Origin of the sequence: Tardiphaga sp. 20_F10_N6_6, assembly GCF_052076045.1 — a bacterium.
In the GTDB taxonomy this organism is placed as follows: Bacteria; Pseudomonadota; Alphaproteobacteria; order Rhizobiales; family Xanthobacteraceae; genus Tardiphaga; species Tardiphaga robiniae.
In genome coordinates this window covers 2,198,350-2,224,744 of the sequence record NZ_CP197239.1, presented here as the reverse complement: position 1 = coordinate 2,224,744, position 26,395 = coordinate 2,198,350, and the positions used below count along the sequence as shown (strand labels likewise).

Sequence of the window (26,395 nt, the reverse complement as noted above, 5' to 3'; positions counted from 1 at the left end):
GGCATCCAGCACGGGAAAGGTGCTGCTTTGACGCTCACAAGCTGGGGAAGGTTCAACGGAAGCGGCTGACAGGGCTGGTTGAATCGCGCTAGACAGCTTGGTCAGCCTTCATTTTGTCTCCAGCAGCGTCAGTTCCTCATCCCATGCCCGCCTCGACTTCCGCTAAGCCATATCGCATCGGCCGTTCCAAAACAGGTCTCGGTCTTTTCGCCACCCAGCCGATCAAGAAGGGCGTCAAGATCGTCCAATACTTCGGGCCCCTGCTGGATTCGAAGAACGAGAAGCACGACGCGATCGAGAACAAGTATCTGTTCCAGATCAGCAAGCGCTGGACCGTCGATGGTTCGATCCGCAAGAACATTGCGCGCTATATCAACCACGCCTGCAAGCCGAACGCCGAGTCCGACGTCAATGCGGCGAAGAAGAAGATCATCATCCGCTCGATCAAGAAGATCGAGCCGGGCGAAGAGATCAACTACGATTACGGCACGGAGTATTTCAAGGAGTACCTGAAGCCGATCGGCTGCAAGTGCGATTCCTGCGAGAAGAAGCGCAAGAAGAAGCGCGCCGAGGCGCGTGCCGAGAAGCTGAAAGCCAAAGAGAAGGCCGAGCGCAAGGCGCTGAAGAAGGAAGAAAAGGCGAAGGCCAAGGCCAAGTCTTCGGGCAAAGCGGCTTCGGGCAAAGCCAAAACGACCAAGGCCGCCGCGAAGAAGACCTCCGCAGCGACCAAGGCCAAGGGCCGTACCACCAAGGGCAAGTCAAAGAAGGCCTGAGCCGCTCTGTCTTAACCTCTCCCCGCTCTGCGCGGGGAGAGGTCGCCGCGTTTTCGCGGCGGGTGAGGGGCGGGGTATGCGGCCAACGCGATATCCGTCTTTCTCGGGTTGATTTTGGATCTGCGACGCAGGTGCATGGGAGAGGCTATTTGCCTCGCCCCTCACCCCGACCCTCTCCCCGCGCAGAGCGGGGAGAGGGAGCGCACGGCCAGCGCTTCCATTACTCGAAGTATCAAGCCGCCTGTGCCGCTGCGCTCCGGCGCAGCCCGATATATTGCAGCTCCGCGAACACGCCGACTGCAATCGCCTGCGCGGCCACGAAGATCTGGCCGAGCAGGTTCGGCGTCACCGCGCCCGAGAACAGCAGGCCGATGCTGCCCAGCGTCCACAGCGCGTTGCCGACGATGATCACCAGCACCAGCAGCTTCGGCATGGTCGCGCGGGTGCCGAGCCAGCCGACCAGCGCCGCATAGGCGATCAGAAACAGGCCGGATTCCAGCAGCAGTGCTTCAGGCAGATGCAGCAGCGGCGCCAGCATGGCCGCGGCAAAGGTCAGCAGCAGCGCCATGGCGCCGCTGACGACAGCGTCGATCTGGATGGCGCGGCGGAGCAGGAGAGAGGGATTGATCATGGTCGTTGTCCTTCGGTTGGTCGTTGTGGATGTCCCGACCATGACGGCGCCGCGGAGCCAAATCGATTACCTGTGAGGTCATGGAAGCTGCGAAATTCGCGTGTTAGCTTTTTGCCATGAACACACAGCTTGCAGCGTCCTCCGCAACATCCCGGCCCGCCGGGATCGGCCATCATTTGCGCGAATGGCGGCAGCGCCGCCGCCTGAGCCAGCTGGATCTGGCCGGCGATGCCGAGATTTCCACGCGTCATCTGAGTTTCCTGGAGACCGGCCGCGCCTCGCCGTCGCGCGAGATGGTGTTGCGGCTGGCCGAGCGGCTCGACGTGCCGCTGCGAGAGCGCAATGTCTTGCTGGTGGCTGCTGGCTTCGCACCGGCCTTTCCGCAGCGTGCGCTGGACGATCCCGCGCTGAATTCTGCGCGACAGGCCATTGACCTCGTGCTGAAGGCCCATGAGCCCAGTCCGGCGCTGGCGGTCGATCGGCACTGGAATCTCGTGTCCGCCAACCGAATGGTGATGCCGCTGCTGGAAGGCATCGCGCCGCGCTTGCTCGGGCAGCCCTTCAATGTGCTGCGGCTGAGCTTTCATCCGGAGGCGTTGGCCCCGCGCACCGTCAATCTTGGTGAATGGTGCGCGCATCTGCTGGAGCGCCTGCACCGGCAATGCGAGGCAACCGCCGATCCTGACTTGCTCAAACTGTATCAGGAATTGAAGACCTATCCGGTACCGGCGCGGTCGGCGCCGATCGCGGCTGACAGCGTTGTGGTGCCGTTCCGGATGAAGCTCGGCGACGATGTGCTGAGCTTCATGTCGACGACCATGACCTTCGGTACGCCGCTGGATATCACCCTGTCGGAAATCGCCATCGAGACGTTCTTTCCGGCGGATGACGTCACGGCGAACAGGCTCCGGGAGATCGCTTCAAACGGGAACTAACGGCCTTGTCCGCGATGTCCACGACGCCTATTTGTGGGCGGAACAAATACAGGGAGCCCGCCCATGAGCACCATCAAGCCGCTTCAGATCGATATCGTCTCCGACGTCGTGTGCCCGTGGTGCTATATCGGCAAGCGCCGCATCGAGAATGCGCTGGCGTTGGTCCCCGACGTGCCGGTGCATGTCAATTGGCGGCCGTTCTTCCTTAATCCGTGGATCCCGCGCGAGGGCATCGATCGCTCGACCTATCTGGAGACCAAATTCGGTTCGGTCGAAGCCTACAAAGGCATTGCCGGCCGTGTCGTCGATGCGGCCGAGCAGGAGGGCCTGACCTACCGGCCGGACAGCGTGAAGCGCCAGCCGAACACCATCGATTGCCACCGGCTGATCCATTGGGCCGAAGCCTCCGGCAAGTCGGCCGAGGTCAAGCAGCGTCTGATGGAATTGTATTTCCGCGATGGCGGCGATCTCACGCAAAGCGAGACGCTGGTGCAGGCCGCAGCCGATGTCGGGCTCGATGCGGACGATATCCGCAAGCGCCTCGCCACCGACGAGGATGTCGAACTGATTTCCGGCAACGCCAAGGAAGCCGCGGACAAAGGCATCTCCGGCGTGCCGACTTTCGTGTTCGCCGGCAAATATGCCGTCTCTGGCGCGCAGGATGCGGAGAAGCTCGCGCGCGCGATCCGTCAGGTATCGGCGGAAGTGAACGCCGAGGCGGCGGAGTAGGGCGCGCCTTACGCGCCCTTCAAATAATAATTCGCCTTCTTGCCGAGCGCGATGCGGCGCAGCAGTTTGCGCATGGCCAGTGAGCTACGCAGCGGTTTGATCGCCGTGGTCACCGGCCGGTAGAAGGCGAGCTTCAACGTGTCCAGCATCGGCTGCTGTCCCGGCGGCTTCTGCGGGAAGCCAATGCCGCGCAGCATCGAGTTGAAGAAGTGCAGGTCGTTGACGCGGCGCACTTCCTTGGTCTTCCAGGTGATCGCCATCGAGATCGAGAACGAGCCGGCGGTGCGCACCCAGTGTGGCCACTGATAGGGCACGTAGCAGCCATCGCCATCGAACATGTGAAACTCGACGGCGCGCGGTGCGAAACTGTCGTCGAATTTGAGATTGCGATGCTTGGTCATCGAGCGTTCGATCTCGTCGTCGGAAACGATGGCGCGGTCGCTGTTGTCATAGATCGTGAAAAACTTCTCGCCATGGATCTGGACGAAGAAATTATCCTCGCTGTCGAGATGGAACGGCGTGGTCGAATTCGGCGACGACACGAACAGGAAGCCTTCGAGCTGTTCGAAACCGGCATCGAGCAGGCTGTTGAAGCCGCGGGCGCGCGCCACCGACAGCAACGTGTCTTCGAGCAGTTGGCGATACTCCGGCGAGTTCTCGATCCGCTTCAGCACCATCCACGCACCAGCGGTCTCGATGCGCTTGACCACTTCGACCGGGTCGAGATCCACCGACGGGATCGCGTCGGGGTCCTGGCTGATCGCGACCTTTCCCGAATTGTATTCGATGAGATCGCGCGGCAGTTCGGATGCGAGTTGCGCGATACGCTGCAGCGTCAGCAGCGGATGTCCGGCGAGCTTGTGCTTGATGGCGAACGGCTTCAGCGGAAAATCGTTCTTGAGCGATTGATTGGCGGCCGAGATCACCGGCGCGACGTCAGTTGCAGCGTTCATGGTTGAACCCCTGGATATCTATCGGAGGCGGTTGCGGATGGAGCGGGCGACGTGCCGCAGCGGCTCGCGGATCGAGCGACGCAAGGTGAGCGCGCCGTGGATCAGCGATACCAGCGGATCGTGCTTGCGCAGCGGAATCAGCACGTCGCCGATGGCAAGGCGGCCGCGCCAGATCGGGTCGATCATCGGGTGACCGGCATTGGCCGTGGAGTCGGCGCTTGCAATCACGGGATCGGCGCAGAGATGCCGCGTCACGTCGAGCGTGAGTTGCACGCCGGGGGACAGTTTGGCGAAGCGCTCGTCGACGCCGAGCTTGAAGTAGAAGGCACGATCGAGATGCCTGAGCAGCACGCCGGAAGCGACCGGTGTGTCGCCGGCGCGCAGCGTGACGATCTCGCATTGGCCGTGTTCGGCGAGCGCCTTGGTGGCGCTGCGGATGAAGGCATTGTCGCCGGCATCCTGCATCAGGGCGGTGCCGCGTTTGCCCTTCCATCCGCTTGCTTCCAGCGTCAGGAAGGTGTCGATGGTCGCCGCGATTTCGGCCGGCGTACGCGCGACATGGAAAGTCACGCCGCCATGTTCGGCGAGACGATTGCGCTGGCGACGCAGTTCTTTCAGCTTCTTCGCGCCGAGCGCATCGCGCAGCAGGTCATCGACATCGCGCGTGGCATCAAGGTAGGCGCGGGCGTGGGATTGCAGGATGCGCGGCACAAGATCCTGCATGGCGAGCGACTTGCGGATCGCCTGCATTGCGGCGCAATCGAGCGAGACGTTCTCGAGGATCAGTGCATGCGCGCCGGCCTTGCGGGCCTGTTCCAGCAGGCCCGTGACAGCATCAGGCGCCATGTCGCGATCGAGCAGCGGCGTGGAGAGCGTGCCATAGGGATCGGCGCTGACCAGTGCCGGGAGTGGAATGCGATAGGCGCGCCGGGCGGTGATTACTGGCAGCAGCCCGATCAAGCGGGGTGTTCCGGCTTCGCTCATCCAGGCGCTGAGCGCGGCGACATCGGTGCGGCCGCGCGCGGATGCATTTACGGCCAGTTCCCAATCGGCGAGATAATAGCCGTTCGGCTCGACGGCCTGCTGCGCGAGCGCGCGCCATGGCTCGGGCGCGATTGCTGCGAGCGGCGCAAGCGCATCGGGCGCAGACGCTGGGCGGTTCGCCGCGGTCATCCCGGCGCCCGTTGCTCTGCTGCCATGCATGCCGGCTGGGTTTGCAATGTCGACCACGTCCCCGATCCCCGTCGCAAGGAAGGCGGCGCAGGCCGCTTCTCCATTGCTGTCTGCGGAGACTAGGAGAAACATTCCAAGATCCGGTTTTTCCGGACGCGAAATTTGACGGGAATGTGCAACCGATCGTTCACCAAACGGTCGCTGAAAAGCCTGTGTTTTCAGTGGATATGGGCCGGCCGGGGTGACGGGTGCCGGAGTATTCGCGCGTTTCCGCGGACGGGCGGACCTGCGGTCGATGGTCGCGGCCTCGCCATGTTGGGGCTGGAAAATGGCCTCTACGTCAGGCTATCAAGGCGCCGGAGGGACCCATGATGAGAGCATTGGTATTGGCGATCGCGGCAGTGGCGCTTCTGGCTGCGCCGGCGAACGCACAGGTGGGCGGCGGCAAACGCGGCGGCAGCGATCATGCGCCCGCGCCCGAAAAGCCGAAGATCGACGAGAAGGCCTACAAGGCCGCCTTGGAACGCGTTCCGACTCCCAAGGAAAAATACGATCCGTGGGGCGGCGTCGCGCCAGCTCCCGCGCCCGCAACGGCAGCGAAGAAAAAGTAATCGTCGGGCAGCACATGTCGCACGCGGTTCCCATGAACCGCGTTTGCGTTGACAGCGACCAATTTGGGCAGCGGCAGGCCGTCGCATTGTTGGCGTGCGGCCATCCTGATTTCAGTTGAATCAGGCGGGGAATTATCCGTCGCGCGAGCCGGCCCAGGCCGGGGAGACTGTTCGATGGTTCGTCCTGTCATTCGCAGCGCGATCGTTGCAGCCACGGTAATGCTCGGCTCAACAGCCGCTTTGGCCGAGAGTCGCCTGGCGCTGGTGATCGGGCAGTCCTCCTATCGGTCCATCGCGCCGCTCCCCAATCCGGTCAATGACGCCAAGGCCATGGCGCAGATGCTCGGCGATGCCGGCTTCGAGGTGCAGTCGGCCATGGACCTGTCGCAGACCGATCTGCGCGCCAGGATCGCCGGCTTCGCCGCCAATGTGTCCGCCAAGGGGCCCGACACCGTGGCCCTGGTGTTCTATGCTGGCCACGGTCTGCAGATCGACGGCGAGAATTATCTGGTGCCGGTCGATATCGATCCGAAGCGCGAAGCCGATATTCCGCTGCAGGCGGTGCGCCTCAACGACATCTTGAACACACTGACATCCGTGCCGAGCAAGAGCCGCATCATCCTGCTCGATGCTTGCCGCAACAATCCGTTTCCGGCCATCAGCAAGACCACCGGCCGCGGGCTCGCCCAGGTCGATGTGAAGTTCGGCACGCCCGGCACGTTGCTGTCCTTCTCGACGTCGCCCGGCGCCGAAGCCGAAGACGGTAAGGACGGCAACAGCCCCTATACGACGGCGCTGCTGAAGGCGGGGCGCGAGCCGGGCCTGCCGATCGAGGATGCGTTCAAGCGCGTGCGACTGTCGGTCAATCAGGCCACCGAAGGTCGTCAGACGCCGTGGGAGAGCTCATCGCTGGTCAATGACTTTCGCTTCTTTGGCACTGATGCCGGCGCCAAGCCCGCCGTGACCAAGAAGACCGTCGATCAATGGCGCAAGGAGCTGCAGGGCAAGCCGGTGCAGGACGCCAACAATCTGATCGTCTCGGATGGGTCGGTGGAAGCCTATGAGGCCTTTGTCGGCCTCTATGCCGAGCCGCCGCTCGGCCCGCAGGCGAAAGAATGGCTCGACCGTCACTACAAGATGGTGGCGTGGAATAACGCCGTCATCACCAACACCGCGCCGTCCTATCGCGACTTCCTGGCGAAATATCCCGACAGCGATCTGACATCGACCGCGCAGAAGCTCGAGGAGCGCACGCGCAACAAGCCGGTGCCAGATACGGCGGCGAACGCGCCGACCAATGTCGCATTGGCCGGACCCGGACCGACATGCCCGTGCGGCGCGCCGCCCGCGGCAGCGCCTGCATCGAAGAAAGCGGAGAAAACCACCGAGCCCACGAAGAAGCGCGCCGACAAGCCATCGCCACCACCGCGGCGCGGCCGCGAGATCGTGGAGGAAGAGGTCATCATCCGCCGTGCGCCGCCGGTCTATTACGAGCCGGTACCGCGCGTCTATTACGGCGGTGGAGGCTATGGCGGTTACGGCGGCGGCAACTATGGCGGCCGCGGGCGCTACTGACGGGCGTCTACTCGAACGCCACGCCAAGCTGGCGGTCGTTATTCCAGACCGGACGGCAGCGGCGGATGAAGTGATCCGCCTCGATCACCAGCATGAAATTCGAGGGCAGGCCGAGCGGGCTTGCGATATCGACACGCGCCCCGGAGGCCGAGAGGTTGCGGACGGTGCAATCGATCCCGCCGCCGCCAAAGGCCAGCGTGCCGCGCTTCAGAACCCGGTGTCGTGGAGCCGTTCGTTTCTCGATCATGGTTGTCGTCCGCATCGTCTGCATGCGCCACGTCTAGCACTGCGATCTTGCCGGCCGATAAAGCCGATCGCAGAAATCCGGACCCGCCTGTTCATCCTTCGTGAAGTTCTGGAGGATCAGAAGATTTCATAAAAATATCAAATCAAGGAAATGGGCTCCATGATACCGTCTGGCCGTTGGACGCTCAGCCAGCCATTGGCCGGCGTCATTTTTCGGGGAAGGGGACCATGATGAAGTTCGCCTGCGCGTTTCTGACTGTCGCTGCCATGTTCTCTGCCGCGCCAGCCCAGGCTGTCGTGCTCGATCTGTCCACCATGTCCTGCAAGCAATTCGTCGAATCCGGCCCCGACGAGATCAAGATGGTGCTGACCTGGATGGACGGCTGGTACAAGGGCGACTCGGACGATGCGATCATCGATACCGAGGTGTTCGTCGAGAACGCCAAGAAGTTCGGCACCTATTGCGCGGCGCACCCGACCATCAGCATCGTGACGGCCGCGGAGAAAGTGCTGGGCGACTAGGCTCCAGTCCGGGCCAGCGTCCGGGTTTCTCGGCTTCCCGGTTTCCGAAGATTTCAACCTGCGTGAGGCACGACGGGGTGCCTTGCGTCAGGCGCTTGGCGCGTCCGAATGGCCGGTGGTATAACGCCTCCGAAATTCACGGAGCTTTGGTGCCATGAAACGATCCAGCAAACTATTCAGCGTCGTCGCAGCGCTCGCGCTTCTGACCGGACCGGCCGCCGCGCAGATGATGAACCTGATGCCGGAGGTGAAGTCCAAGTCGGCGGAGGAGAAGGAACAGGACGCGATCACCGAGAAGGCGTATCGCGAGTCGCTGCGCAAGATTCCCGACACCAAGGCTGCGGCCGATCCATGGGGCAATGTGCGCAGCGATGCGCCGAAGGCGGCTGCACCCGCGAAACAGCCGCGCACCAAGACCGGCAGCGCTGCGAATTGATCAGGCGATGACGTGGCATCGGCGGCTCGTGCCGCCGGGCGCGCAAATGGACTGAAGCCTGCGCGCGGCCACTGACATATGCGCCTGTGTCAGTTGCTCCAGGACAGCGGCACTTCGAACAATCCGCCGCTGTCTTCATTCTCGACGACGATCGCGCCCCTCACGACGCCGAGGCTGCGCACCATCTCCGATGCGAGCTGACGTGCGTGCAGCATCGCTTCCTGATCGTCCTTGAAGCTCGTCCCTTCTTCGTCGAGGAACGTGTTTTCGGCGATAATATGAAAGAAATATCGAGGCACGGGAAACGACCACAGCTGGCGCGCGTGTAAATGGCTTGCAGCACCTGAGGTTGCTGTAAGACAATGATACCGCTAAACTAACTTGTTCCGTGCGTCGATAGAAATGTGCAAAATTTGCGGCAAATAAACGGTTTTTTTGCGCAGCCCGTCGCGCGTGCAGGGATCCGCTTTCGGAACCGTGATGCATCTCTGGGTTGTCATCGAAGGCGGCCATTGTATCGGGCGCCATGATCGTTGCGGTATGATGGGATGAGATACGGGAGTCATCCGGCCGCGATTTCACATATGGGGCAATCATGTCGTCGGCCGATATCGTCTTTGCGTGTGCTCTGGTCGTGATGATCGGGTGCAACCTCTATGGCGAGCCGCGGATTGCAGGTGAGCGCGTTGCGATGCAGTGGGGCTTCGACGGCAAGCCGACATGGGATGCGCCCAAGCGGATTGCACTGTGGGGCATGGTTGTCTTCATGCTGACGGTGCGCCTGATCATCCGGACGGCGACGACCTTCGCACCGGAGAAGGTTCACGGCGCCAATCTCGGACTCATGCTGGCGTCGGTGATCATCGCCGCGTCGCATAGTTTCATTGTGCTGAAAGCAATCAAGCGGAGCTGAGTTGCGGCATGGCTAGGGGAGCATCAGGGCGGAGAACGAAGCCGCCGCACATAGGCGAGGGGCATATGTCACGCGACCGGTTCTGGTTCTTCCACCCGTTTCGGGTGCGCTATTCCGAGATCGACGGCCAGGGCGTCGTGTTCAACGCGCACTATCTCACTTACTTCGATACGACCATCACCGAATATTTTCGTGCGCTGGGCTATGACCAGTTTGCCGATGCCAAAGTGAGCGGCGTCGACTTTCACGTCGTCAAATCGGTGATCGAATACAAGGCGCCGATCCTGTTCGATCAGGAGCTGGACGTCGCCGCGCGCGTGGCGCGAATCGGCAATTCCAGTCTGGTGTTCGAGCTCGGCATCTTCGCGCGCGCAGCCGAAGATCTGTTTGCCACCGGCGAGATCGTCTGGGTCAATACCGATCAGAAGACCCATCGCCCGGTACCGATCGCGCAGCCGATCCGCGATTTGATCGCCACGCGCGAAACGCATCTCGCGGGATAAGGCACAGGTGAGATGGGCCGGTGCGCGGCGCCGGGCGACTCTAGGCTGGCTCGTCCAGATCGTAGAAATGGGCGAGGCCCCGGCAGATCTCCATCAACCGGTCGCGAAAGGGGGTCTGGGCCGGATCCGAGTAACTGACAATGACGCGCCAGCTGTCATCCAGCGAATAGATGATCACGCTCATGTTCTTGGGCCATGGCCCGGCGATTGCGGCGGCTTCTCGAATGATCTTCTGAAGTTCGGCGGCGGTTTTCTTTGGCTTGGGCATCCACGCTCCCTGGCTAGAAGCGTTCTAAAGTGGTGGCAGGGAACTGTCCAGAGTGTGTCGGGCTCGCAGTTTGTGCGACCCGACTTGCCTGTCTTGGGGTGACCCGGGGGCGTCCGGCCGGTTCAACCGCTGCACTGACCAAAAGAGGCCGCGCCCCGAGGCGGCCTTACCTTGGCAACGTTCCCAGATCGCCCGATGAAGGCCTGCCCAGGGCAACGAATGCTGCGACCGCCAGAAGGCAGATAGGCGCAATCAGACCGAGCAGGTATCCGGCAAGACCGTGTCGAATGTAGATGCCCCAATAGTTGACGAGGCCGGGGTAACGGGAATCGGTGTTCGTATAGAAGACGACAAATTTTGCGGCGTTGGATATGTGCCCGTGTGACCACACGAGAAATGTAAATGCCAGCACGGTTGCGATCACGCAGAGTGCAGCTACCACGACCATGCGCTGATTTCTGTTCATCGGATTTTACTCGCTGGCTTCACCCCCTGTTGTGCAGGAAAGCTGCACGAAGGTTCAAAGAAGGGGACTCGCCTCATGCACCGCTATGGGGTGCTTCGCTGCGCTTCACGAACCAGCCTGGGATCTGCAGCGTGATCCATGATCCGAGCACCGTGAGGATCGCCATGCCTGCGAGCGAGATATAGAGCAGGGGATGTTGTGAGGACGCGAGCGACCCGTTGAGGTGCAGGTGTGGGCGGATCATGTCCATGACTAGGCTGACCAGGCTCGCCGCCACGAAGCCGCCGATGACCGCAGCGACAATGCTCGCGATCCATCCGAGCGGGCCGCGCTTCTTTGTCCAGGCGTCGTGAATTCCCACCGCCAGCATGGCGATCAACATGATCAGCATGATGGTCAGCGGGCCACCCACGCTCGACCTCGGCATCGCGCCGCTGAGTTCCACGAGCAACAGGGCAGCGACGGAGAGCAGTGCGATCGTCTTCACGGCGTGTGACCTTCCCATGTCGGATTGAACGCATGAGCGATGCGGACATCCTGTTGTGCGGGAAACGCGCAGGAAGGTTCAAAGGTGGCTCGATGAGGCCGAATAGGGCGGCTGCCGTTTTCGAACCAGGCCATTGCAGCGGGAACAGGCCAGTATCGAAATTCGGGAGGTGACGTTCACGCCAACTCAATCGAGTCGTTCTGGTCTCAGGTGAAGCGCGGGATCAACGGGACTTACGTTTGGGTTTTGAAGAAGCACTTGCAGCTTTACCTTCGCGAGTTCGAGTATCGCCATAATCTGCGAAAGCAGCCCACTTTGATGTTCGAACTCCTTCTTCAAATTTTTCCGAAGGTACGGGTTGAGTGACCATCGCTCGAAGAAGTTGGTCAAAGCAATCTTCCGTTTTTATCCTTTCATTGGAATATCTCCTTCTCCTGCGCTTTTAGGCGCAGGTTTGACTGATGTATCCAATCATTCAATTTGGCAGTCGCGTTGCTGAAATTCGTTTGGATTGGGTTCGCGGTTACAACGAACCCTTCGCGCGCGCGTCCATCCACCTTGTCATAAATCTCTGAAAACGTCGAAATAGCCCTGTGCAAATCGTTAGATGCGTACTGCCAATTTGGTATCGGTTGTTCGCGCTCGGTTGCAGGCAATAGAAGCACCTCTGCCAACAACTCTGCCCTGCGTGGAAAATCTCTGATTACAGACTCGATGCCTTGATAGGCTTCGCTTGACACAGGGCGAAGAGCCTCAAGTCTATCCGTGATGTATTTCAGATCGGCCTGAGGAGGTGTTGTGCTGTACTTTTTTGCCTCCCAAAGCTGAGCCAACTGCTGTGACTCTCGTTCTATCGCCGCTGTTGGCTTATTCAAAGCGGCCGAAACTCTCGCGAACGCTGCAGAGATCTCCTCTTTGTCGGCGTTTGAGTAATATCTCTTGGTTGACGGCGGTTTGTTGATAGTTTTCTCGGGGACAAATTGCTTGCCTGAGAAGACGTCAAACTCGGTTTTCGCCGTTTCAGCATTAATGGTCGTTGTTGTGGTTGGTTTGGGCTGTAGCACTTGCCAAATCACGCCACTAACGGCGATGAAAAGGCCCAGCATTACGATGTGTGATGGTTCCAATTTGCTGCCCAGTCTATGAATCGCCGTTCGCCTATCCAGCGTTTTAAGCTTTTGGGCGATAATTGGTTTGAGATGCTCAATAACTCCAGTGAAGCCAGTAAAATCCCTTTCAATAAGCCTTGCAGCAAAAAGTGCTTCGGCAATGTCACCGTTGTTAGGACGACCGCCGATATGGTTTTTGCGTAGCCAATCTATCTCATTCGATCCCAACCCTTGAAAAGCTTCGTCGACCATTCCTGCATAGTCCACGGGTGATGTGCGGCGATACTGGAGGGCAGCCAGCCAGTGCCAAGCGAGGAGGGCTGCGACTCCCAAAAGCAATGGGACAAACCACTCCAATAAGAATCCATCTACCTGAGCTTCTGTAAGGCCAGCGGCAGCGCCTATTTTGTTATCGATGTAACTGGTCAAGGCATTATCTGCCAACGACCGGGGCAATTTTCTAATGACGTATTGAGACAGGCCCCCGACAACCAGAATGCCAAAGACGTCGGTAATCCACCTAAGCATGCCTGTTCCCACCCCAAAGCGACTCTAGAGCTAGCTGCTCAAATTCTCAAAAGAACATATTGCGAACATAGAACAGATGGGGTACATTATTTTCAACCCGAACAGCACCGCTATCCTCTGGCGCTTGCCGTTTGTCCTGTCGCGAATCCCTTCATAAGGAGCTAGATCAATGGCTACCACTCCGACTGCCCTGCGTATCGTTGAAGGATCCTCCATGGACAAGACCAAGGCCCTGTCGGCCGCGCTCTCCCAGATCGAGCGCCAGTTCGGCAAGGGCTCGGTGATGAAGCTCGGCAAGAACGACCGGTCGATGGACATCGAGGTGATTTCGTCGGGCTCGCTCGGCCTCGATATCGCGCTCGGCGTCGGTGGCCTGCCGAAGGGCCGGGTGATCGAGATTTACGGACCGGAATCCTCGGGCAAGACGACTTTGGCGCTGCATTGCGCCGCGGAAGCCCAGAAGAAGGGCGGCATCTGCGCCTTCATCGACGCTGAACACGCGCTCGACCCGGTCTATGCCCGCAAGCTGGGCGTCAATGTCGATGAACTCCTGATCTCGCAGCCGGATCACGGCGAACAGGCGCTGGAAATCGCCGACACGCTGGTGCGCTCCGGCGCGGTGGACGTGCTGATCATCGACTCCGTGGCAGCGCTGGTGCCGCGCGCCGAACTCGAAGGCGAAATGGGCGACGCGCTGCCCGGCCTGCAGGCTCGTCTGATGAGCCAGGCGCTGCGCAAGCTGACCGCCTCGATCAACAAATCCAATACGATGGTGATCTTCATCAACCAGATCCGCATGAAGATCGGTGTGATGTATGGCTCGCCGGAAACCACCACCGGCGGCAATGCGCTGAAATTCTACGCCTCGGTCCGCCTCGACATCCGCCGCATCGGCGCGATCAAGGAGCGCGACGAAGTGGTCGGCAATTCGACCCGCGTCAAGGTCGTGAAGAACAAGCTGGCGCCGCCCTTCAAGCAGGTCGAATTCGACATCATGTATGGCGAAGGCGTCTCCAAGATGGGCGAGATCCTCGATCTCGGCGTGAAAGCGGGAATCGTCGAGAAGTCTGGCGCCTGGTTCTCCTATGACAGCCAGCGTCTCGGTCAGGGCCGCGAGAACTCCAAGGCGTTTCTCAAGGCCAATCCGGACATGACCGCCAAGATCGAAGCCTCGATCCGGCAGAATTCCGGCCTGATCGCTGAACAGATTCTTGCCGGTCCGGTCGAGCGCGATGAAGACGGCGGTGACGGCGAGGAGCCGGCAGAAGATTAATCGGATCAGGCCCGGAGACGCACTGACGTTCATGCGCAGTGATCTTACCGGACCGATCTTGCAGCCGACAGTGTCGGCTGAATGATTTCGCGGTGGGTGCTGTGGGGGTCTGTTGCCGATACCCTGCGGTGCCTGCCGCGTTGTCATTTCAGGGCATGTTGATCTGAGTGCGCGCTGATCGCAACTATCGCCGCCCGGCGGGAACGGCCTCGGCCGGCGGTGCGATCAGTTTGTTGACCGCATGACAGGCGACGCCGTCGACCAGGTCCGGTACGACCTTGCGACAGAGATCGAATACTTCGGGGCAACGCGGATGAAACGTGCAGCCGGAGGGCGGATCGATCGGATTGGGAATCTCGCCGGAGACCGCGATGCGTGCGCGGCCTGACATGGCCAGATCCGGCACTGCGCCAAGCAGCATGCGCGTATAGGGCATGCGCGGCGCGCGGAAGAGTTCGCGCCCTTCCGCAATCTCCACGATGCGGCCGAGATACATCACGCCGATCCGGTCGGCCATGTGCCTGACCACAGCAAGATTGTGGCTGATAAACAGATAGGTCAGGCCGAATTTGTCCTGCAGCTCGCGCATCAGGTTGAGAATCTGCGCCTGCACCGAGACATCCAGCGCCGAGGTCGGCTCATCGCAGACGATGAATTCGGCCTCCGATGCGAGTGCGCGGGCAATGGCGATGCGCTGGCGCTGGCCCCCGGAGAACTGATGCGGATATTTCTGCCCGTCATCGGGATGCAGGCCCACCAGAGTCAGCAATTCGCCGACCCGCGCGCGAATGTCGCGCTCGCCCTGCATGAGATCGAAGGCGCGGATCGGTTCGGCGACGATCGCATCGACGCGCAGCCGCGGATTGAGGCTCGCATAGGGATCCTGAAAGATCATCTGGATGCGCTTGCGCAGCAGTCTTCGCGCGCCGGCTTGGCCGGGATCGCTCATAGAGACGCCGTCGATGATGACGTCGCCGGATGTCGGCGGCAGCAGCCCGACCACCATCCGCGCCACCGTGCTCTTGCCCGAGCCGGATTCGCCGACCAACGCAAAGGTCTCGCCGCGTTTGATCTCGAAGGAGACGCCGTCGACGGCTTTTAGAAACTCCATCGGGCTGCGCTCGATGACGCGGTTCAGCCAGGGCTTCGAGACATCGAAGGCGCGTTTGAGATTGCGGGCCTGCACCAGCGTCGTCATGCCACGCTCTCCGCATGGGCATGATCATAGAGATGACACGCGACCTGCTGCGCGCCGACGGCGATGGGTTCGGGTCGCTCCACCCGACAGCGGTCGAACGCGAAACTGCAGCGCGGATTAAACGCACAGCCCTGCGGAATGGCAGACAGCCGCGGCATTGAGCCTGGAATCTGCACCAGCCGCTGCGAGGCGTCGCCCGTCAGCGTCGGGATCGCGCCCATCAGTCCCTTGGCGTAGGGATGCAGCGGGTTCTGCACCACGTCGCGCACCGGGCCGATCTCGGCGATGCGCCCGGAATACATCACGGCGACGCGGTCGGACGTCTCGGCGATCACACCCATATCGTGGGTGACCAGCATCACCGCCGTGCCGTGGTCGCGGCCGAGCCGCTTGATCAGCGCGATGATCTGCGCCTGCACGGAGACATCGAGCGCGGTGGTCGGTTCGTCGGCGATGATCAGTTCGGGCTCGGCCGCGATCGCCAGCGCGATCACCACGCGCTGCCGCATGCCGCCGGAGAATTCATGCGGATAGGCATCGACGCGCTTGTCAGGGGCGGGAATGCCGACCTCGGCGAGCAGATCCACTGCGCGCTTGCGCGCCTGCGTCTCGTTCATGTTGAGATGGGTGCGGATCGTCTCCACCAGCTGGTCGCCGATCCGATACAGCGGATTGAGACTGGTCAGCGGATCCTGAAAGATCATGGCGATGCGCTTGCCGCGAATCCGGCGCATCGCCTCCGCCGGCAGATTGTCGATGCGCAATCCGGACAGCAGGATCTCGCCGCCCGCGATCCGTCCGGGGGGATCGATCAGGCCGATGGCCGCAAGTCCCGTCACCGATTTGCCGGCGCCGGATTCGCCGACCACGCCCAGCACCTCGCCCTTGGCGATGTCGAAGGACACGCCGTCGATGGCGCGCAGCGCGCCACGCCGGCTGGCGAATTCGACGCGCAGGTTGCGCACGGAGAGGACGGGCACGCTCATATCGGGCACTGCTTGAGGTGAGGCATCATTGCAGCTTCGGATTCAGCGCATCGCGCAGCCAGTCGCCGAGCAGGTTGATCGAGAGGATCAGCGAGGCCAGCGCGAGTCCGGGAAAGGCGATGACCCACCATTCGCCGGAGAACAGATAATTGTTGCCGATGCGGATCAGCGTGCCCAGCGACGGCATCGTGTCGGGCATGCCGGAGCCGAGAAACGACAGCGTCGCCTCGGTGATGATGGCCAGCGCCAGATTGATGGTGGCGATCACCAGGATCGGCCCCATCGTGTTCGGCAGCACATGGCGGATCATGATTACGCGCGCGGGCAGGCCGATCAGCTGTGCTGCGGCGACATAGTCCTTGTTCTTCTCCACCATCACCGAGCCGCGCACGGTGCGGGCATATTGCACCCAGAAACTCAGCCCGATGGCCACCACCAGCACGATCAACGTGGTCGATGCATCGAGATGATTGCCGAGCGCCGATTTCACGACGCCGTCGATCAAGAGCGCGATCAGGATCGCGGGGAAAGTGAGCTGCACATCGGCAATGCGCATGATCAGGCTGTCCACGGCGCCGCCGACATAGCCGGCGATCAGGCCGAGCCCGATGCCGAGTACTGCCGCGAAACTAACGCCGAGCACGCCGACCACCAGCGAGATCCGCATGCCGTAGAGGATTGCCGAATAGATATCGCGACCCTGTTCGTCGGTGCCGAGCAGGAACGGCCTCTGGCCCTCCGCCGTCCAGAGCGGCGCGATGCGGGAGTTGATCAGTTCGAGCTGCGCCGGATCGAACGGATTCTGCACCACCAGAACAGGCGCAAACAGCGCCATCATCAGCAGCACGAACACGACCGCAGCCGCGACCATTGTGAGCCTGGAGCGGCGGAACGAATAGAAGATGTCGCTGTCGATGGCGCGGGCGAGGAGGGATGGTGTGCGGGGGATGGGCAAGTCGGTCATGTCACACCCTCATGCCGGCCGGTTGATCGTCGCGCGCAGGCGCGGATCGACGATGGTGTAGAGGATGTCCACAATCAGGTTGATGGTGACGAAGATCAGCGACACCACGAGGAGATAGGCGGCCATGATCGGGATATCGACATTCTGCACGGCCTGTACGAACAGAAGCCCCATGCCCGGCCACTGGAACACCGTCTCGGTGATGATCGCAAAGGCGATGACCGAGCCGAATTGCAACCCGGCCACGGTGATGACCGGCACCAGCGTATTCTTCAGCGCATGGCCGAAATGGATCGCGCGCGTCGTCAGCCCGCGGGCCCGCGCGAAGCGGATATAGTCGGTGCGCAGCACCTCCAGCATCTCGGCCCGGACAAGGCGCATGATCAGCGTCATCTGGAACAGGCCGAGCGTCACCGACGGCATGATCAGCGCCTTCAGGCCGGAGAGTGTCAGCAGGCCGGTGGTCCACCAGCCGAATTTCACGACATCGCCGCGCCCGAAGGAGGGCAGCCAGCCGAGTGTCACCGCGAACAGATAGATCAGGAGAATGCCGATCAGGAAGGTCGGCAGCGAGATGCCGATCAGCGACACCGCCTGCAGCACCTTGGCGAAGAACGAATCCTTCCGCAGCGCCGAATAGATGCCCATCAGAATGCCGAACACCATGGCGATCACGGTGGCGCAGGTGGCGAGCTCCAGCGTCGCCGGCATGCGCTCCTTCAGTAGCGCCGAGACCGGCTGACGAAACTGGTAGGAGACGCCGAACTTGAACTGCACGGCATTGATGAAGTAGCGGGCGAATTGCACCGGGACGGGATCGTCGAGGCCGAGTGACGCGCGCACCTCGGCGCGCTGCGCCGGCGTGGTGTCGATGGCCACCATCTGGTTCACCGGATCGCCGGCAAAGCGGAACATGGTGAAGGCGATGATGCCGACGGCGATCATCACACCAATGGACTGCAAAGCGCGGCGCAGGATGAAAGCGAGCATGGGCTATTTCGCTTTCTGTTATTGAAACATCTGGGACCTCATGGTGAGGAGGCGCTTCTTCAGCGCCGTCTCGAACCATGAGATAATGCAGACCACCATCCTTCGAGACGCGGCGAAGGCGCCGCTCCTCAGGATGAGGACTGAGATCGGGGCGACCTGGCCTTCCACGCGGATGCCAAACCTAGTCCTGCTTCACCGCCCAGTATGGCAGCACCTGGTTGTCCGGGCGCTGCACGATCTTCACCTTCTTGGAGACGCCCCAGGCCAACGCCTGCTGATGCAGCGGGATATAGGCCCAGTCCTTGGCGGCAATCTCATAGGCCTGTTTGATGAGCTGGTCGCGCTTCGCAGTGTCGGTCTCCTGCAGCACCTGATCGGTGAGGGCGTCGAACTGCTTGTTGCAATAGCCGCCGAGATTGGTGGCGCCGCGCGGGCTCGCGGGATCGTCGCGGCAGCCCATGATGTCATGCATCACATTGTGCGAATCCTGCGTGCCCGGTGTCCAGCCCAGCAGATAGAATGAGGTATTGAAGCCGCCGGTCTTGAACACCTTGGCAAAATACAGCGCCTTCGGCTGCGCGTTCAGCGTGACTTTGACGCCGATGCGCGCGAGCATGCCGACCACGGCCTGGCAGATCGCGGCGTCGTTGACATAGCGATCGTTCGGGCAATCCATGCCGACTTCGAATCCGTCGGGATAGCCGGCATCGGCCAGCAGTTTCTTGGCGCCGTCGGCGTCGTATTTCGGCCGCGTGAAGTCGCCGGAGAGCTTGAACAGCGGCGGCGCGATCATCAAAGCGGATGGTGTCGACAGGCCGCGCATGACGCGGCTCTTGATCAGTTCGATGTCGATGGCCTTGTAGAAGGCCTCGCGGACGCGGATGTCCTTGAACGGGTTCTTGCCCTTGATGTTGGAGAACAACAGCTCGTCGCGAATCTGGTCCATGCCGAGGAAGATGGTGCGCAGCTCCGGCCCAGCCATCACGGCGGCGTTGGCTGATCCATTGACGCGGGCGATGTCCTGCACCGGCACCGGCTCGATGATATCGACTTCGCCGGACAGCAGCGCCGCGACGCGGGTGGCGTCAGAAGCGATCGGTGTGAAGATGATCTCCTTGAGATTATGCTCGGGCTTGCCCCACCAGTTCGGGTTGACCTTGAAGACTGTCTTCACGCCCGGCTGATGGCTTTCGATAGTAAAGGGACCGGTGCCATTCGCATTCAACGACGCGAAGCTTGGTGAGGTCGCGGCGGCAGGCGTCGGCGCGTTGGCGTTGTTCGCCTCCGCCCATTTCTTGTCCATGATGTACCAGACGTCCCATTGCGACGTCAGGATGGGATTGGGCTTGGTCAGCACGAAATCGACGGTGTAGTCGTCGATCTTGAGCACCTTGGCATCGGCCGGAATGACCGTCGTGAAGTCGGAGCCCTTGGCGCGCACGCGGTCGGCGGAGAACACGACATCATCTGCGGTGAAGGGGTCGCCATTGTGGAATTTGACACCCTTGCGCAGATGGAAGCGCCAGCGCGTCGGCTCCGGTGTTTCCCAGCTCTCGGCAAGCGCCGGGATGATCTGCAGATCCTTGCCGCGCCCGACAAGGCCTTCATAGACCTGGCCGTGATGGGCGATCGTCGTGGTCTCGCGCAGCGTATAGGGATCGAGCGATTTCAGGTCGCCCTGATTGGCATAGCGCAGCGTTTGTGCGGAGGCGGGCAGTACGGAGGCAGAAACTGTGGCAAAGGCGATCAGCGATGCAGCGGCGGCAATGAACGTCTGACGGATCGACATACTGAGCTTCTCCATTGCATTGCCGCGATTGCATCACCACGCGGCCGCCCGACAGTTGAGCGAGTGTCACATTGTTGGCGGAGATTGCACGCCACGCAAGCGGCATTTGGCAGGCATGCGCTGCACAATGAAGTGGCTGGCGCAATCCTTGCTAGGATTGGGTATAAGCAATTCTACGCATTGTGTGCGTGTATCATTCGGTCACGACACAGCGCTAACAGGACCGCCAGAACGGCAAGATTTCGGAGCAGGAATGGCGGAACTCAAGGCTGATGTGCTTGTGCTCGGCGCAGGTATGGTCGGTGTGTCGGCGGCGCTGCATCTGCAGGCGCGCGGCCGCAATGTGGTGCTGGTCGACCGGCATGAGAAGGCCGGCGAGGAAACCAGCTATGGCAATGCCGGGCTGATCCAGTGCTGTTCGGTTTTCCCCTATATGCTGCCGCGCGACCTCACAAAGCTCTTTAAATATGCGCTGAACCGCGCGCCCGAGGTGCACTATCATCTCAACGCGCTGCCCGGGATGCTGCCATGGATCGTCAGATATTTCCTGAACTCGTCGCCTGAGGGAGCGCTCCGCAGTGCGATGGCGGCGCTGCCGCTGATCCAGCGCAGCCTGACCGAGCACGAGGCGCTGATCGCGGAGGCCGGCGTGCCGGAGCTGCTGCGCCGGATGGGATGGATCAACGCATTTCGCTCCGAGGCTACGCTGGCGAAAGGCATTGCGGATCTCGAACGCCATCGCGCCTATGGCGTGCCGGGCGACGTTCTGGACGCCGCCGCCATTGCGGAGCAGGAGCCGAACCTGTCCACCGATTTCGCCGGCGCCATTCACTGGACGTCGCCGGGCTTCGTGCCCGATCCCGGCGGCCTCGCGAAAGCCTATGCCGCACTGTTCATCCGCAAGGGCGGTCGCTTCATTGCCGCCGACGCGCGGACGCTGGAACAGAGCGACGGCAAATGGCGCGTGGCTGGGCCGAACGGGGCGCTGGTCGCGCGCGATGTGGTGGTCGCGCTCGGGCCATGGTCGGATCAGGTGTTTCGGCCGCTCGGCTACAATATCCCGCTCAAGAGCAAGCGTGGCTATCACATCCATCTGGCGCCATCTGGCAATGCGGTGCTGCGCCATCCGGTTCTCGATGCCGATCGCGGCTATCTGCTGGCGCCGATGAATCGCGGCATCCGGCTGACCACCGGCGCCGAGTTCGCGCTTCGCGATGCGCCGCCGACGCCGGCGCAGATCGAGCGGGCGCTGCCGATCGCACGGCAGACCTTCCCGCTCGGCAATCCCGTCGAGGCGAAGCCCTGGATGGGCGCGCGGCCATGCCTGCCGGACATGCTGCCGGTGATCAGTAAGGCGCCGCGCCACAAGGGCCTGTGGTTCGATTTCGGCCACCAGCATCATGGCTTCACGCTGGGGCCGGTGACCGGCCGTCTAATTGCGGACATGGTGACGGGCGTCACGCCCTTCACCGATCCCAAGGCCTTCGCGGCCGAGCGTTTCGGCTGACATCTCGCAACTGCAATGTAGATGTCACATCGCTTGCATCGGGCAGGCGTCAGCGGCGATACTGCCGCTGCGCCGCCATGTTCGCGTGAGCGGCCGGTTTGCCTCAGGAGCTGATAATGAAAGTGATCGTCACCGTGGACTGTACGCCGCTTGAGGCGCGCGAATTCCTGGGGCTGCCTGATGTGCAGCCGATGCAGTCGGCGATGATGGATCAGATGCAGAAAAAGATGATGGACAACATCGACAAGTTCTCGCCGGAGTCCATCATGCAGAGCTGGTTCTCGTTCGATCCGAAGATGGGCGAGCGCTTCCAGGAGATGTTCGCCAACATGGCCGGCCTCGGTGTGAAGCCGAAGGACAAGAAGTAGGCGTGCTCAGCCCGCGCGGCGCGCGTTGGCCTGCAGCGGCTGCTGCAGCTTTGCCCCGTGCGCATGCCGGGAGATGGCGTCGATCACCAGGGACCACATCGAGATCGGCAGGGCATGGCCCATCCGGTCGACCATCATCAGCTTGGCGCCGGGAATCGACGCGGCCGTGTCGCGGCCGGCGGCCGGATGCACCAGGGGATCGATCTTGCCGTGGATCACCAGCGTCGGCGCGGTGACCGTGGCGAGTCTTTCTTTACGGCTGCCCGAAGCCAAAATCGCGCGGAGTTGCCGACCGACGCCGGCCGGGCTCAAGCCGCGGGCATAGGTCCGCTCGGCGCGGTCGAGATCCCTGGCTTCGTCATCCGGGAAGCTGCCGACCCGCAGGAACAGCCAAGTCTGCTTGAAGCGTTCGAGGAACGCTTCGTAACCGGTCGGCTGTGGCTTCAGCAGCAGCAGTGACACCGCGCGGCCCGGCTGCGGCAGGCGCGGATTGCCGGTCGTCGACATGATCGAGGTCAGCGAGCGCAGGCGCTCCGGATAGGCGATCGCCATTTCCTGCGCGATCATGCCGCCCATCGATGCGCCAACCACATGCGCGGAGCGGATGCGCAACACATCGAGCAGGGCCACCACATCGGTCGCCATGTCGCTCAGCTTGTAGGGGGCGGAGACGGGCGTACCGAGAAAGCGCAGCTTGGCCAGCTCGAACAGAGTGAACGGCTTGCCGCCGGCCATCTTGGAGGACAGGCCGATGTCGCGGTTGTCGAAGCGGATCACGCGAAAGCCATTGCTGGCCAATTCGCGGCAGAAGTCGTCGTCCCAGTGAATCATCTGGGCGCCGAGGCCCATGATCATCACCATCGGTTCCGCGTCCGAATAGCCGAAGATGTCGAAACATATATCGATGCCGTTCGCGCGCGCCAGCTGTGGCGGCTCGTACGGGACATCAATCGGTTCGGGGGATCGGGCGGAACGTGGGCTCATGTCAAACATATGACACGGAAAGTCCCTGCGAAAAAGTGACAACCGCGTCATGCGCAAAACAAATCGTCGCAGCGATTAATGAGAGATTGCGCGTATGGCAATTGTGACAGTGCGCGCGGGCTTTTGTGACAGCGATTGTGACAATGGAACTGGTATCAGCCTCTCGCTAGCTCCCGGCCCAGACGTCGAGCACGTAGCGATTACGGGTGCCGAGGTCGTCGATCCAGGTCAGCGCCGCAGCGTCATCACCGCCGCTGCGCTCGCGCTGGATCGCCATCAGCGCCGCCTTCACATCCGGCTCCATCTTGCCGCCGTCGCCGCAAACATAGGTAATGGCGCCTTGCTGGATCAGATCCCAGACGCGATCCTTCTGCTGCGTAATGAGGTGCTGCACATAGGTCTTCGGCGCATCGCCGCGTGAGAAGGCGGTGTGTAGTTCACAGATACCATCGGCGGCGAAACCCTTCAGCTCTTCGGCATAGAGAAAGTCCTGATCGGGATGGCGGCAGCCGAAGAACAGCAGCGCAGGGCCGAGCGTCGCGCCTTGCGCCTTGAGTGCGGCGCGTTCCTGCAGGAAGCCGCGGAACGGCGCGAGACCTGTTCCCGGTCCGATCATGATCAGCGGCACAAGGGGATCGGCGGGCAGGCGGAAACCGGCCTTGGTCTCGCGCACGATGGCATGCACGGTATCGCCGGCGCGGCGGCCGCTGAGATAGTTGGAGCAGACGCCCTTATAGATGCCGCGGCCGGAATGCGCGGGGCCCTGGACCACTGCCGTGGTGACGCTGCAGCGTGACGTCTCGCCTTGCGGCGACGAGGAGATCGAGTAATAGCGCGGCGCGAGCAGCGACAGCATTTCCAGATAGGTGTGGAACGGCAATTCGCAGGCCGGATGTTCTTCGAGGAGGTCGAACACTGATTTGCGTTTGGCGAGGATGTCACTGCGATAGCGCTCGCTTGCAGCGGGATCGTCGCCGACATAACCGAGCAGTTTCGGCTTGGTCATCGGGCATCGGGTGTTCTCTGCCATGATCTGGATCTGCTTGCGGGTGGAGACCTGCTGCAACTCGACGAATTCGGTGAGCAGGCGACCGACCGAGACGACATCACCGACAGGCAATTGCGCGCGGCGACCTTCCGCGACCTGCAGCCGGATCTGATCATCCGGCAGGAAGCCGAAGCGGCGCGCAACGGCGTCGACCAAAGCGGGATCGTTGCGCGGCACCACGCTGAGGTGATCGCCGACGCGGTAGCTGGTCCCGGCAGGAAGCTCGATTTCAATATGCCGCGTCGAGCGATCAGATGCGCCGTTCTGCAGTTCGCGATTGCCCAGCACTTTCATCGGGACCACGCCGCCGAGCGCCACGACGGTGTTCACCGCGCTCGGCGCGACAGGGTCGATCTGATAGAGCGGCGCATCGTCGGCGCTGCGCTCGAAGCCGGTATCGAGGCCGAATTCCTTCACCGCGAGCGGACGCAGTTTCGCGAACCAGTCTTCAAACTGACCGTCGAGATCGTCGCGCGCATCGCCTTCACCGCGCACATAGGCGTTGGTGGCACCATGCGCGCGCAATTGGTCGTCGATAATGCGGGGTATCGACTGATAGGTCGCCAGCCAGTCGCTGTTGCCGCAGCCGAACACGGCGTAGCGCACCTTGGCAAAGGCGTCCTTTGGAAGGTCGGTGCCGAGCCAGTTGACGAATTGCGTGGCGTTGTCAGGCGCCGCGCCGTTGTAGGACGCGCAGAAGATCAGCACGCCGCCCTCGGTCGGCAGCTTGCCTACGAACTCGTCGAGCGGCGCGAGTTTGGTGGCGAAGCCGTTGACCTCGGCGAGATCGGCAACGCGCGTCGCCAGTTCCTCGGCTGTGCCGAGATTGGAGCCATAGAGCACCAGCAGCGGCGTGTTGTGGCTGGGCCGCGCGCGGCCGGTGGCGACTGGCGCAAGTGGCGCGGCCGCGGTGGCTGCGTTCGTGCGTCCGGCATAGGCGCCGCGTTCGTGATCGTGGCGCGGGCGCACCTTGATCTTGAAACCATCGGGCTTGATGGTCAGCGTTTCCTTGAGCACCATCTGATAGCGCTTGTGGTCGGTCATCTTGAACCGCTGCAGGATCATGCCGAGCGCCAGCGCGGCTTCGTGCATAGCGAAGCCGCGGCCGATACAGGCGCGCTGGCCGTTGCCGAACGGTTTCCACGCATTGATTGGCCGTGCGGCCTCGGCTTCCTTCGAAAAATTCTCGGGATCGAAGGCATCCGGATTGGGTCCCCACACCGACGGGTCGCGATGCAGCGCCAACACCAGGATGGTGACGAAGGTGCCCTTGCGCAGCTTGTACTTGCCGCCGATGGTTTCGTCCTGCACCGGCGCGATGCCATAGGCCGGTGCCGGCGGCCACAGCCGCAGCGACTCCTTCAGGATCTGCGTGATGTAATGCAGCTGCGTAACCTGCTGATAGGTCGGCTTGGCATTCACATCGGGGCCGAAGACGCGGTCGACTTCCTCATAGGCCTTCTTCAGCACCTCCGGATGTTTCAGCATCGCGTAGATCGCGCATGACAGCAGACCCGACGTGGTCTCGTGGCCGGCGATCAGGAAGGTGTTGATCTGGTAGCGGATGTTGACATCGTCGAGCTGTTCGCCGGTCGCGCGGTCGACGCCGGTCATCATGGCGCCGAGCATGTCCTTCTTGGCCTCGGTCGCTTCGGCATTCTTGCGGCGCTCGGCAATGATCTCGTCGACCATGGAATTCATGAAGGCGACGTCGCCGGCGAGATCGCGGCGGCGCTTCTGCATCCACAGGCTTTCCAGCGGCAGGCCGCGGGTCATCATGATGGTCTCGAGCGAGCGCACCAGCGATTCCACGAAGGGGTGGTAGTCGCTGCGGTAAAACGAGTTGAAGCGATAGTCGAAACCGCACAGGCCAATCGTGTCCAGCGTCAGCGCCGTCATGTCATGGACGACGTCGATCTCCTCATCGGTGTTGAGGCGTTCCCATTTCTTCACCAGCTGCTCGGCGATATCCACCATGCTCGGGTGATAGGACTGCATCGCGCGGTTGCCGAAGGGCTGCAGCAGGATGTTGTGGGCCTTGGTCCAGTTCGGCTCTTTCGTGTCCGCCGTGAACAGTCCGTCGCCGCCGACGGCACGCACCCGGCGCAGCGCGCCGCGCACCGCCTTGTCGAAGCGCTTCTCGTCGCTGAGCTCGTCCACGAGATCGTGGCCGCCGACGATCACGATGGGCGAGCCCATCATGTCCAGCCAGAAGATCGGCCCGAGCTCCTTGGCTAGCCGCGCCAGATCCTGCACCGGCGCATTGGCGTCCAGCGACAGCATGTTGCCCACCACCGGCTTCTTGGGCGGATGCGGGATCGGGGCGAGTTTGTTGGTGGATGGCATGTGGTCGTCTTCTCCCCGCTGTCGCTTCGTCTCTTTCGTCATTGCGAGGAGCCTCTTGGCGACGAAGCAATCCAGTCTTTCTTT

Annotated in this window: 29 protein-coding genes; 13 read left to right on the top strand and 16 right to left on the bottom strand. The window is 61.9% G+C overall.

The features are described from left to right. Nucleotides 1-143 precede the first annotated feature (143 nt). A complete protein-coding gene (locus AB7813_RS10880) occupies nt 144-773 on the top strand; it encodes an SET domain-containing protein (RefSeq protein WP_439064467.1) in 630 nt (209 codons plus the stop codon). Between the two features lie 232 nt (nt 774-1,005). On the opposite strand, the gene AB7813_RS10875 is transcribed toward AB7813_RS10880, so the two are convergent. Further along, complete coding sequence (locus AB7813_RS10875; RefSeq protein ID WP_439064466.1) at nt 1,006-1,404, bottom strand: hypothetical protein; 399 nt, start codon at nt 1,402-1,404, stop codon at nt 1,006-1,008. A gap of 116 nt (nt 1,405-1,520) precedes the next feature. On the opposite strand from AB7813_RS10875, the gene AB7813_RS10870 reads away from it, so the two are divergent. Next, complete coding sequence (locus tag AB7813_RS10870) at nt 1,521-2,339, top strand: helix-turn-helix domain-containing protein (protein WP_439064465.1); 819 nt, start codon at nt 1,521-1,523, stop codon at nt 2,337-2,339. A 63-nt stretch (nt 2,340-2,402) separates the two neighbouring features. Then, nucleotides 2,403-3,068 carry a DsbA family oxidoreductase gene (locus AB7813_RS10865; protein WP_175366536.1) on the top strand — a complete coding sequence of 222 codons (666 nt, stop codon included), beginning with the start codon at nt 2,403-2,405 and terminating at the stop codon, nt 3,066-3,068. Between the two features lie 8 nt (nt 3,069-3,076). On the opposite strand, the gene AB7813_RS10860 is transcribed toward AB7813_RS10865, so the two are convergent. Together AB7813_RS10860 and AB7813_RS10855 are read right to left on the bottom strand one after the other, a co-directional pair. Then, nucleotides 3,077-4,021 carry a JmjC domain-containing protein gene (locus AB7813_RS10860; protein WP_439064464.1) on the bottom strand — a complete coding sequence of 315 codons (945 nt, stop codon included), beginning with the start codon at nt 4,019-4,021 and terminating at the stop codon, nt 3,077-3,079. An 18-nt stretch (nt 4,022-4,039) separates the two neighbouring features. After that, a complete protein-coding gene (locus AB7813_RS10855; RefSeq protein ID WP_439084213.1) occupies nt 4,040-5,251 on the bottom strand; it encodes a GNAT family N-acetyltransferase in 1,212 nt (403 codons plus the stop codon). A gap of 314 nt (nt 5,252-5,565) precedes the next feature. On the opposite strand from AB7813_RS10855, the gene AB7813_RS10850 reads away from it, so the two are divergent. Together AB7813_RS10850 and AB7813_RS10845 are read left to right on the top strand one after the other, a co-directional pair. Then, on the top strand, nt 5,566-5,805 hold the full coding sequence (locus AB7813_RS10850) for a hypothetical protein (RefSeq protein ID WP_089265686.1): 240 nt from the start codon (nt 5,566-5,568) through the stop codon (nt 5,803-5,805). Nucleotides 5,806-5,979: 174 nt separating this feature from the next. Then, nucleotides 5,980-7,380 (top strand): caspase family protein, encoded by a 1,401-nt coding sequence (locus AB7813_RS10845; protein WP_439083088.1) that lies wholly within the window; start codon nt 5,980-5,982, stop codon nt 7,378-7,380. 7 nt (nt 7,381-7,387) lie between these two features. On the opposite strand, the gene AB7813_RS10840 is transcribed toward AB7813_RS10845, so the two are convergent. Continuing rightward, nucleotides 7,388-7,627 (bottom strand): PilZ domain-containing protein, encoded by a 240-nt coding sequence (locus tag AB7813_RS10840; RefSeq protein WP_089265685.1) that lies wholly within the window; start codon nt 7,625-7,627, stop codon nt 7,388-7,390. A 227-nt stretch (nt 7,628-7,854) separates the two neighbouring features. On the opposite strand from AB7813_RS10840, the gene AB7813_RS10835 reads away from it, so the two are divergent. Continuing rightward, the gene (locus AB7813_RS10835) at nt 7,855-8,148 is read left to right on the top strand and encodes an HdeA/HdeB family chaperone (protein WP_420878655.1); all 294 of its coding nucleotides are present in this window, start codon (nt 7,855-7,857) and stop codon (nt 8,146-8,148) included. A gap of 154 nt (nt 8,149-8,302) precedes the next feature. Continuing rightward, nucleotides 8,303-8,584, top strand: coding sequence for a hypothetical protein (locus AB7813_RS10830; protein WP_089265144.1), 282 nt, complete (start codon nt 8,303-8,305; stop codon nt 8,582-8,584). A gap of 89 nt (nt 8,585-8,673) precedes the next feature. Here AB7813_RS10830 and AB7813_RS10825 read toward each other — a convergent pair whose 3' ends face one another. Further along, the gene (locus AB7813_RS10825) at nt 8,674-8,883 is read right to left on the bottom strand and encodes a DUF6894 family protein (RefSeq protein WP_089265143.1); all 210 of its coding nucleotides are present in this window, start codon (nt 8,881-8,883) and stop codon (nt 8,674-8,676) included. Nucleotides 8,884-9,179: 296 nt separating this feature from the next. Here AB7813_RS10825 and AB7813_RS10820 point away from each other — a divergent pair, with 296 nt between their 5' ends. Together AB7813_RS10820 and AB7813_RS10815 are read left to right on the top strand one after the other, a co-directional pair. Further along, a complete protein-coding gene (locus AB7813_RS10820) occupies nt 9,180-9,497 on the top strand; it encodes a hypothetical protein (protein ID WP_439083089.1) in 318 nt (105 codons plus the stop codon). Nucleotides 9,498-9,562: 65 nt separating this feature from the next. Then, nucleotides 9,563-10,000, top strand: coding sequence for an acyl-CoA thioesterase (locus tag AB7813_RS10815; RefSeq protein ID WP_439083090.1), 438 nt, complete (start codon nt 9,563-9,565; stop codon nt 9,998-10,000). A gap of 40 nt (nt 10,001-10,040) precedes the next feature. Here AB7813_RS10815 and AB7813_RS10810 read toward each other — a convergent pair whose 3' ends face one another. The 3 genes from AB7813_RS10810 to AB7813_RS10800 all read right to left on the bottom strand — a co-directional run bounded on the left by AB7813_RS10810 (nt 10,041) and on the right by AB7813_RS10800 (nt 11,221). Continuing rightward, nucleotides 10,041-10,268, bottom strand: coding sequence for a hypothetical protein (locus AB7813_RS10810; RefSeq protein WP_068735728.1), 228 nt, complete (start codon nt 10,266-10,268; stop codon nt 10,041-10,043). 166 nt (nt 10,269-10,434) lie between these two features. Continuing rightward, the gene (locus tag AB7813_RS10805; RefSeq protein WP_439083091.1) at nt 10,435-10,734 is read right to left on the bottom strand and encodes a hypothetical protein; all 300 of its coding nucleotides are present in this window, start codon (nt 10,732-10,734) and stop codon (nt 10,435-10,437) included. A gap of 73 nt (nt 10,735-10,807) precedes the next feature. Further along, nucleotides 10,808-11,221: a hypothetical protein gene (locus AB7813_RS10800; protein ID WP_439083092.1), complete on the bottom strand. Its 414-nt coding sequence runs from the start codon at nt 11,219-11,221 to the stop codon at nt 10,808-10,810. A gap of 102 nt (nt 11,222-11,323) precedes the next feature. Between AB7813_RS10800 and AB7813_RS10795 the strand changes: the two genes are divergently transcribed. After that, the gene (locus tag AB7813_RS10795; RefSeq protein WP_439084214.1) at nt 11,324-11,587 is read left to right on the top strand and encodes a transposase; all 264 of its coding nucleotides are present in this window, start codon (nt 11,324-11,326) and stop codon (nt 11,585-11,587) included. 47 nt (nt 11,588-11,634) lie between these two features. On the opposite strand, the gene AB7813_RS10790 is transcribed toward AB7813_RS10795, so the two are convergent. After that, nucleotides 11,635-12,759, bottom strand: a complete 1,125-nt coding sequence (locus tag AB7813_RS10790) for a hypothetical protein (protein WP_439083093.1) — start codon at nt 12,757-12,759, stop codon at nt 11,635-11,637. A gap of 268 nt (nt 12,760-13,027) precedes the next feature. Here AB7813_RS10790 and recA point away from each other — a divergent pair, with 268 nt between their 5' ends. Next, nucleotides 13,028-14,131, top strand: a complete 1,104-nt coding sequence (gene recA, locus AB7813_RS10785; RefSeq protein ID WP_093756585.1) for a recombinase RecA — start codon at nt 13,028-13,030, stop codon at nt 14,129-14,131. A 184-nt stretch (nt 14,132-14,315) separates the two neighbouring features. On the opposite strand, the gene AB7813_RS10780 is transcribed toward recA, so the two are convergent. From AB7813_RS10780 to AB7813_RS10760, 5 genes are all read right to left on the bottom strand, one after another. After that, a complete protein-coding gene (locus AB7813_RS10780) occupies nt 14,316-15,329 on the bottom strand; it encodes an ABC transporter ATP-binding protein (protein ID WP_439083099.1) in 1,014 nt (337 codons plus the stop codon). Beyond that, a complete protein-coding gene (locus AB7813_RS10775; RefSeq protein WP_439083100.1) occupies nt 15,326-16,315 on the bottom strand; it encodes an ABC transporter ATP-binding protein in 990 nt (329 codons plus the stop codon). Before AB7813_RS10775 ends, AB7813_RS10780 begins: the two co-directional genes overlap by 4 nt. A 25-nt stretch (nt 16,316-16,340) precedes the next feature. After that, complete coding sequence (locus AB7813_RS10770) at nt 16,341-17,279, bottom strand: ABC transporter permease (RefSeq protein ID WP_439083101.1); 939 nt, start codon at nt 17,277-17,279, stop codon at nt 16,341-16,343. Nucleotides 17,280-17,288: 9 nt separating this feature from the next. Then, the gene (locus tag AB7813_RS10765) at nt 17,289-18,269 is read right to left on the bottom strand and encodes an ABC transporter permease (protein ID WP_439083102.1); all 981 of its coding nucleotides are present in this window, start codon (nt 18,267-18,269) and stop codon (nt 17,289-17,291) included. 181 nt (nt 18,270-18,450) lie between these two features. Then, nucleotides 18,451-20,058, bottom strand: coding sequence for an ABC transporter substrate-binding protein (locus AB7813_RS10760; protein ID WP_089265684.1), 1,608 nt, complete (start codon nt 20,056-20,058; stop codon nt 18,451-18,453). 253 nt (nt 20,059-20,311) lie between these two features. Between AB7813_RS10760 and AB7813_RS10755 the strand changes: the two genes are divergently transcribed. Both AB7813_RS10755 and AB7813_RS10750 read left to right on the top strand, forming a co-directional pair. Continuing rightward, on the top strand, nt 20,312-21,565 hold the full coding sequence (locus AB7813_RS10755) for an NAD(P)/FAD-dependent oxidoreductase (protein ID WP_439064453.1): 1,254 nt from the start codon (nt 20,312-20,314) through the stop codon (nt 21,563-21,565). A gap of 116 nt (nt 21,566-21,681) precedes the next feature. After that, nucleotides 21,682-21,933 (top strand): DUF6489 family protein, encoded by a 252-nt coding sequence (locus AB7813_RS10750; protein WP_068735746.1) that lies wholly within the window; start codon nt 21,682-21,684, stop codon nt 21,931-21,933. 6 nt (nt 21,934-21,939) lie between these two features. Here the strand turns inward: AB7813_RS10750 and AB7813_RS10745 are convergent, their stop codons facing one another. Further along, nucleotides 21,940-22,917 (bottom strand): alpha/beta fold hydrolase, encoded by a 978-nt coding sequence (locus tag AB7813_RS10745; protein WP_439064663.1) that lies wholly within the window; start codon nt 22,915-22,917, stop codon nt 21,940-21,942. A 166-nt stretch (nt 22,918-23,083) separates the two neighbouring features. Continuing rightward, on the bottom strand, nt 23,084-26,311 hold the full coding sequence (locus AB7813_RS10740; protein WP_441228087.1) for a bifunctional cytochrome P450/NADPH--P450 reductase: 3,228 nt from the start codon (nt 26,309-26,311) through the stop codon (nt 23,084-23,086). Between the last annotated feature and the right edge of the window lie 84 nt (nt 26,312-26,395).

What these genes read in the sequence shown, in the direction of transcription:
- AB7813_RS10880 (WP_439064467.1), top strand. Translation starts at nt 144, where the DNA reads ATGCCCGCCTCGACTTCCGCTAAGCCATATCGCATCGGCCGTTCCAAA.
- AB7813_RS10875 (WP_439064466.1), bottom strand. Translation starts at nt 1,404, where the DNA reads ATGATCAATCCCTCTCTCCTGCTCCGCCGCGCCATCCAGATCGACGCT.
- AB7813_RS10870 (WP_439064465.1), top strand. Translation starts at nt 1,521, where the DNA reads ATGAACACACAGCTTGCAGCGTCCTCCGCAACATCCCGGCCCGCCGGG.
- AB7813_RS10865 (WP_175366536.1), top strand. Translation starts at nt 2,403, where the DNA reads ATGAGCACCATCAAGCCGCTTCAGATCGATATCGTCTCCGACGTCGTG.
- AB7813_RS10860 (WP_439064464.1), bottom strand. Translation starts at nt 4,021, where the DNA reads ATGAACGCTGCAACTGACGTCGCGCCGGTGATCTCGGCCGCCAATCAA.
- AB7813_RS10850 (WP_089265686.1), top strand. Translation starts at nt 5,566, where the DNA reads ATGAGAGCATTGGTATTGGCGATCGCGGCAGTGGCGCTTCTGGCTGCG.
- AB7813_RS10845 (WP_439083088.1), top strand. Translation starts at nt 5,980, where the DNA reads ATGGTTCGTCCTGTCATTCGCAGCGCGATCGTTGCAGCCACGGTAATG.
- AB7813_RS10840 (WP_089265685.1), bottom strand. Translation starts at nt 7,627, where the DNA reads ATGATCGAGAAACGAACGGCTCCACGACACCGGGTTCTGAAGCGCGGC.
- AB7813_RS10835 (WP_420878655.1), top strand. Translation starts at nt 7,855, where the DNA reads ATGATGAAGTTCGCCTGCGCGTTTCTGACTGTCGCTGCCATGTTCTCT.
- AB7813_RS10830 (WP_089265144.1), top strand. Translation starts at nt 8,303, where the DNA reads ATGAAACGATCCAGCAAACTATTCAGCGTCGTCGCAGCGCTCGCGCTT.
- AB7813_RS10820 (WP_439083089.1), top strand. Translation starts at nt 9,180, where the DNA reads ATGTCGTCGGCCGATATCGTCTTTGCGTGTGCTCTGGTCGTGATGATC.
- AB7813_RS10815 (WP_439083090.1), top strand. Translation starts at nt 9,563, where the DNA reads ATGTCACGCGACCGGTTCTGGTTCTTCCACCCGTTTCGGGTGCGCTAT.
- AB7813_RS10810 (WP_068735728.1), bottom strand. Translation starts at nt 10,268, where the DNA reads ATGCCCAAGCCAAAGAAAACCGCCGCCGAACTTCAGAAGATCATTCGA.
- AB7813_RS10805 (WP_439083091.1), bottom strand. Translation starts at nt 10,734, where the DNA reads ATGAACAGAAATCAGCGCATGGTCGTGGTAGCTGCACTCTGCGTGATC.
- recA (WP_093756585.1), top strand. Translation starts at nt 13,028, where the DNA reads ATGGCTACCACTCCGACTGCCCTGCGTATCGTTGAAGGATCCTCCATG.
- AB7813_RS10780 (WP_439083099.1), bottom strand. Translation starts at nt 15,329, where the DNA reads ATGACGACGCTGGTGCAGGCCCGCAATCTCAAACGCGCCTTCGATGTC.
- AB7813_RS10775 (WP_439083100.1), bottom strand. Translation starts at nt 16,315, where the DNA reads ATGAGCGTGCCCGTCCTCTCCGTGCGCAACCTGCGCGTCGAATTCGCC.
- AB7813_RS10770 (WP_439083101.1), bottom strand. Translation starts at nt 17,279, where the DNA reads ATGACCGACTTGCCCATCCCCCGCACACCATCCCTCCTCGCCCGCGCC.
- AB7813_RS10765 (WP_439083102.1), bottom strand. Translation starts at nt 18,269, where the DNA reads ATGCTCGCTTTCATCCTGCGCCGCGCTTTGCAGTCCATTGGTGTGATG.
- AB7813_RS10760 (WP_089265684.1), bottom strand. Translation starts at nt 20,058, where the DNA reads ATGTCGATCCGTCAGACGTTCATTGCCGCCGCTGCATCGCTGATCGCC.
- AB7813_RS10755 (WP_439064453.1), top strand. Translation starts at nt 20,312, where the DNA reads ATGGCGGAACTCAAGGCTGATGTGCTTGTGCTCGGCGCAGGTATGGTC.
- AB7813_RS10750 (WP_068735746.1), top strand. Translation starts at nt 21,682, where the DNA reads ATGAAAGTGATCGTCACCGTGGACTGTACGCCGCTTGAGGCGCGCGAA.
- AB7813_RS10745 (WP_439064663.1), bottom strand. Translation starts at nt 22,917, where the DNA reads ATGAGCCCACGTTCCGCCCGATCCCCCGAACCGATTGATGTCCCGTAC.
- AB7813_RS10740 (WP_441228087.1), bottom strand. Translation starts at nt 26,311, where the DNA reads ATGCCATCCACCAACAAACTCGCCCCGATCCCGCATCCGCCCAAGAAG.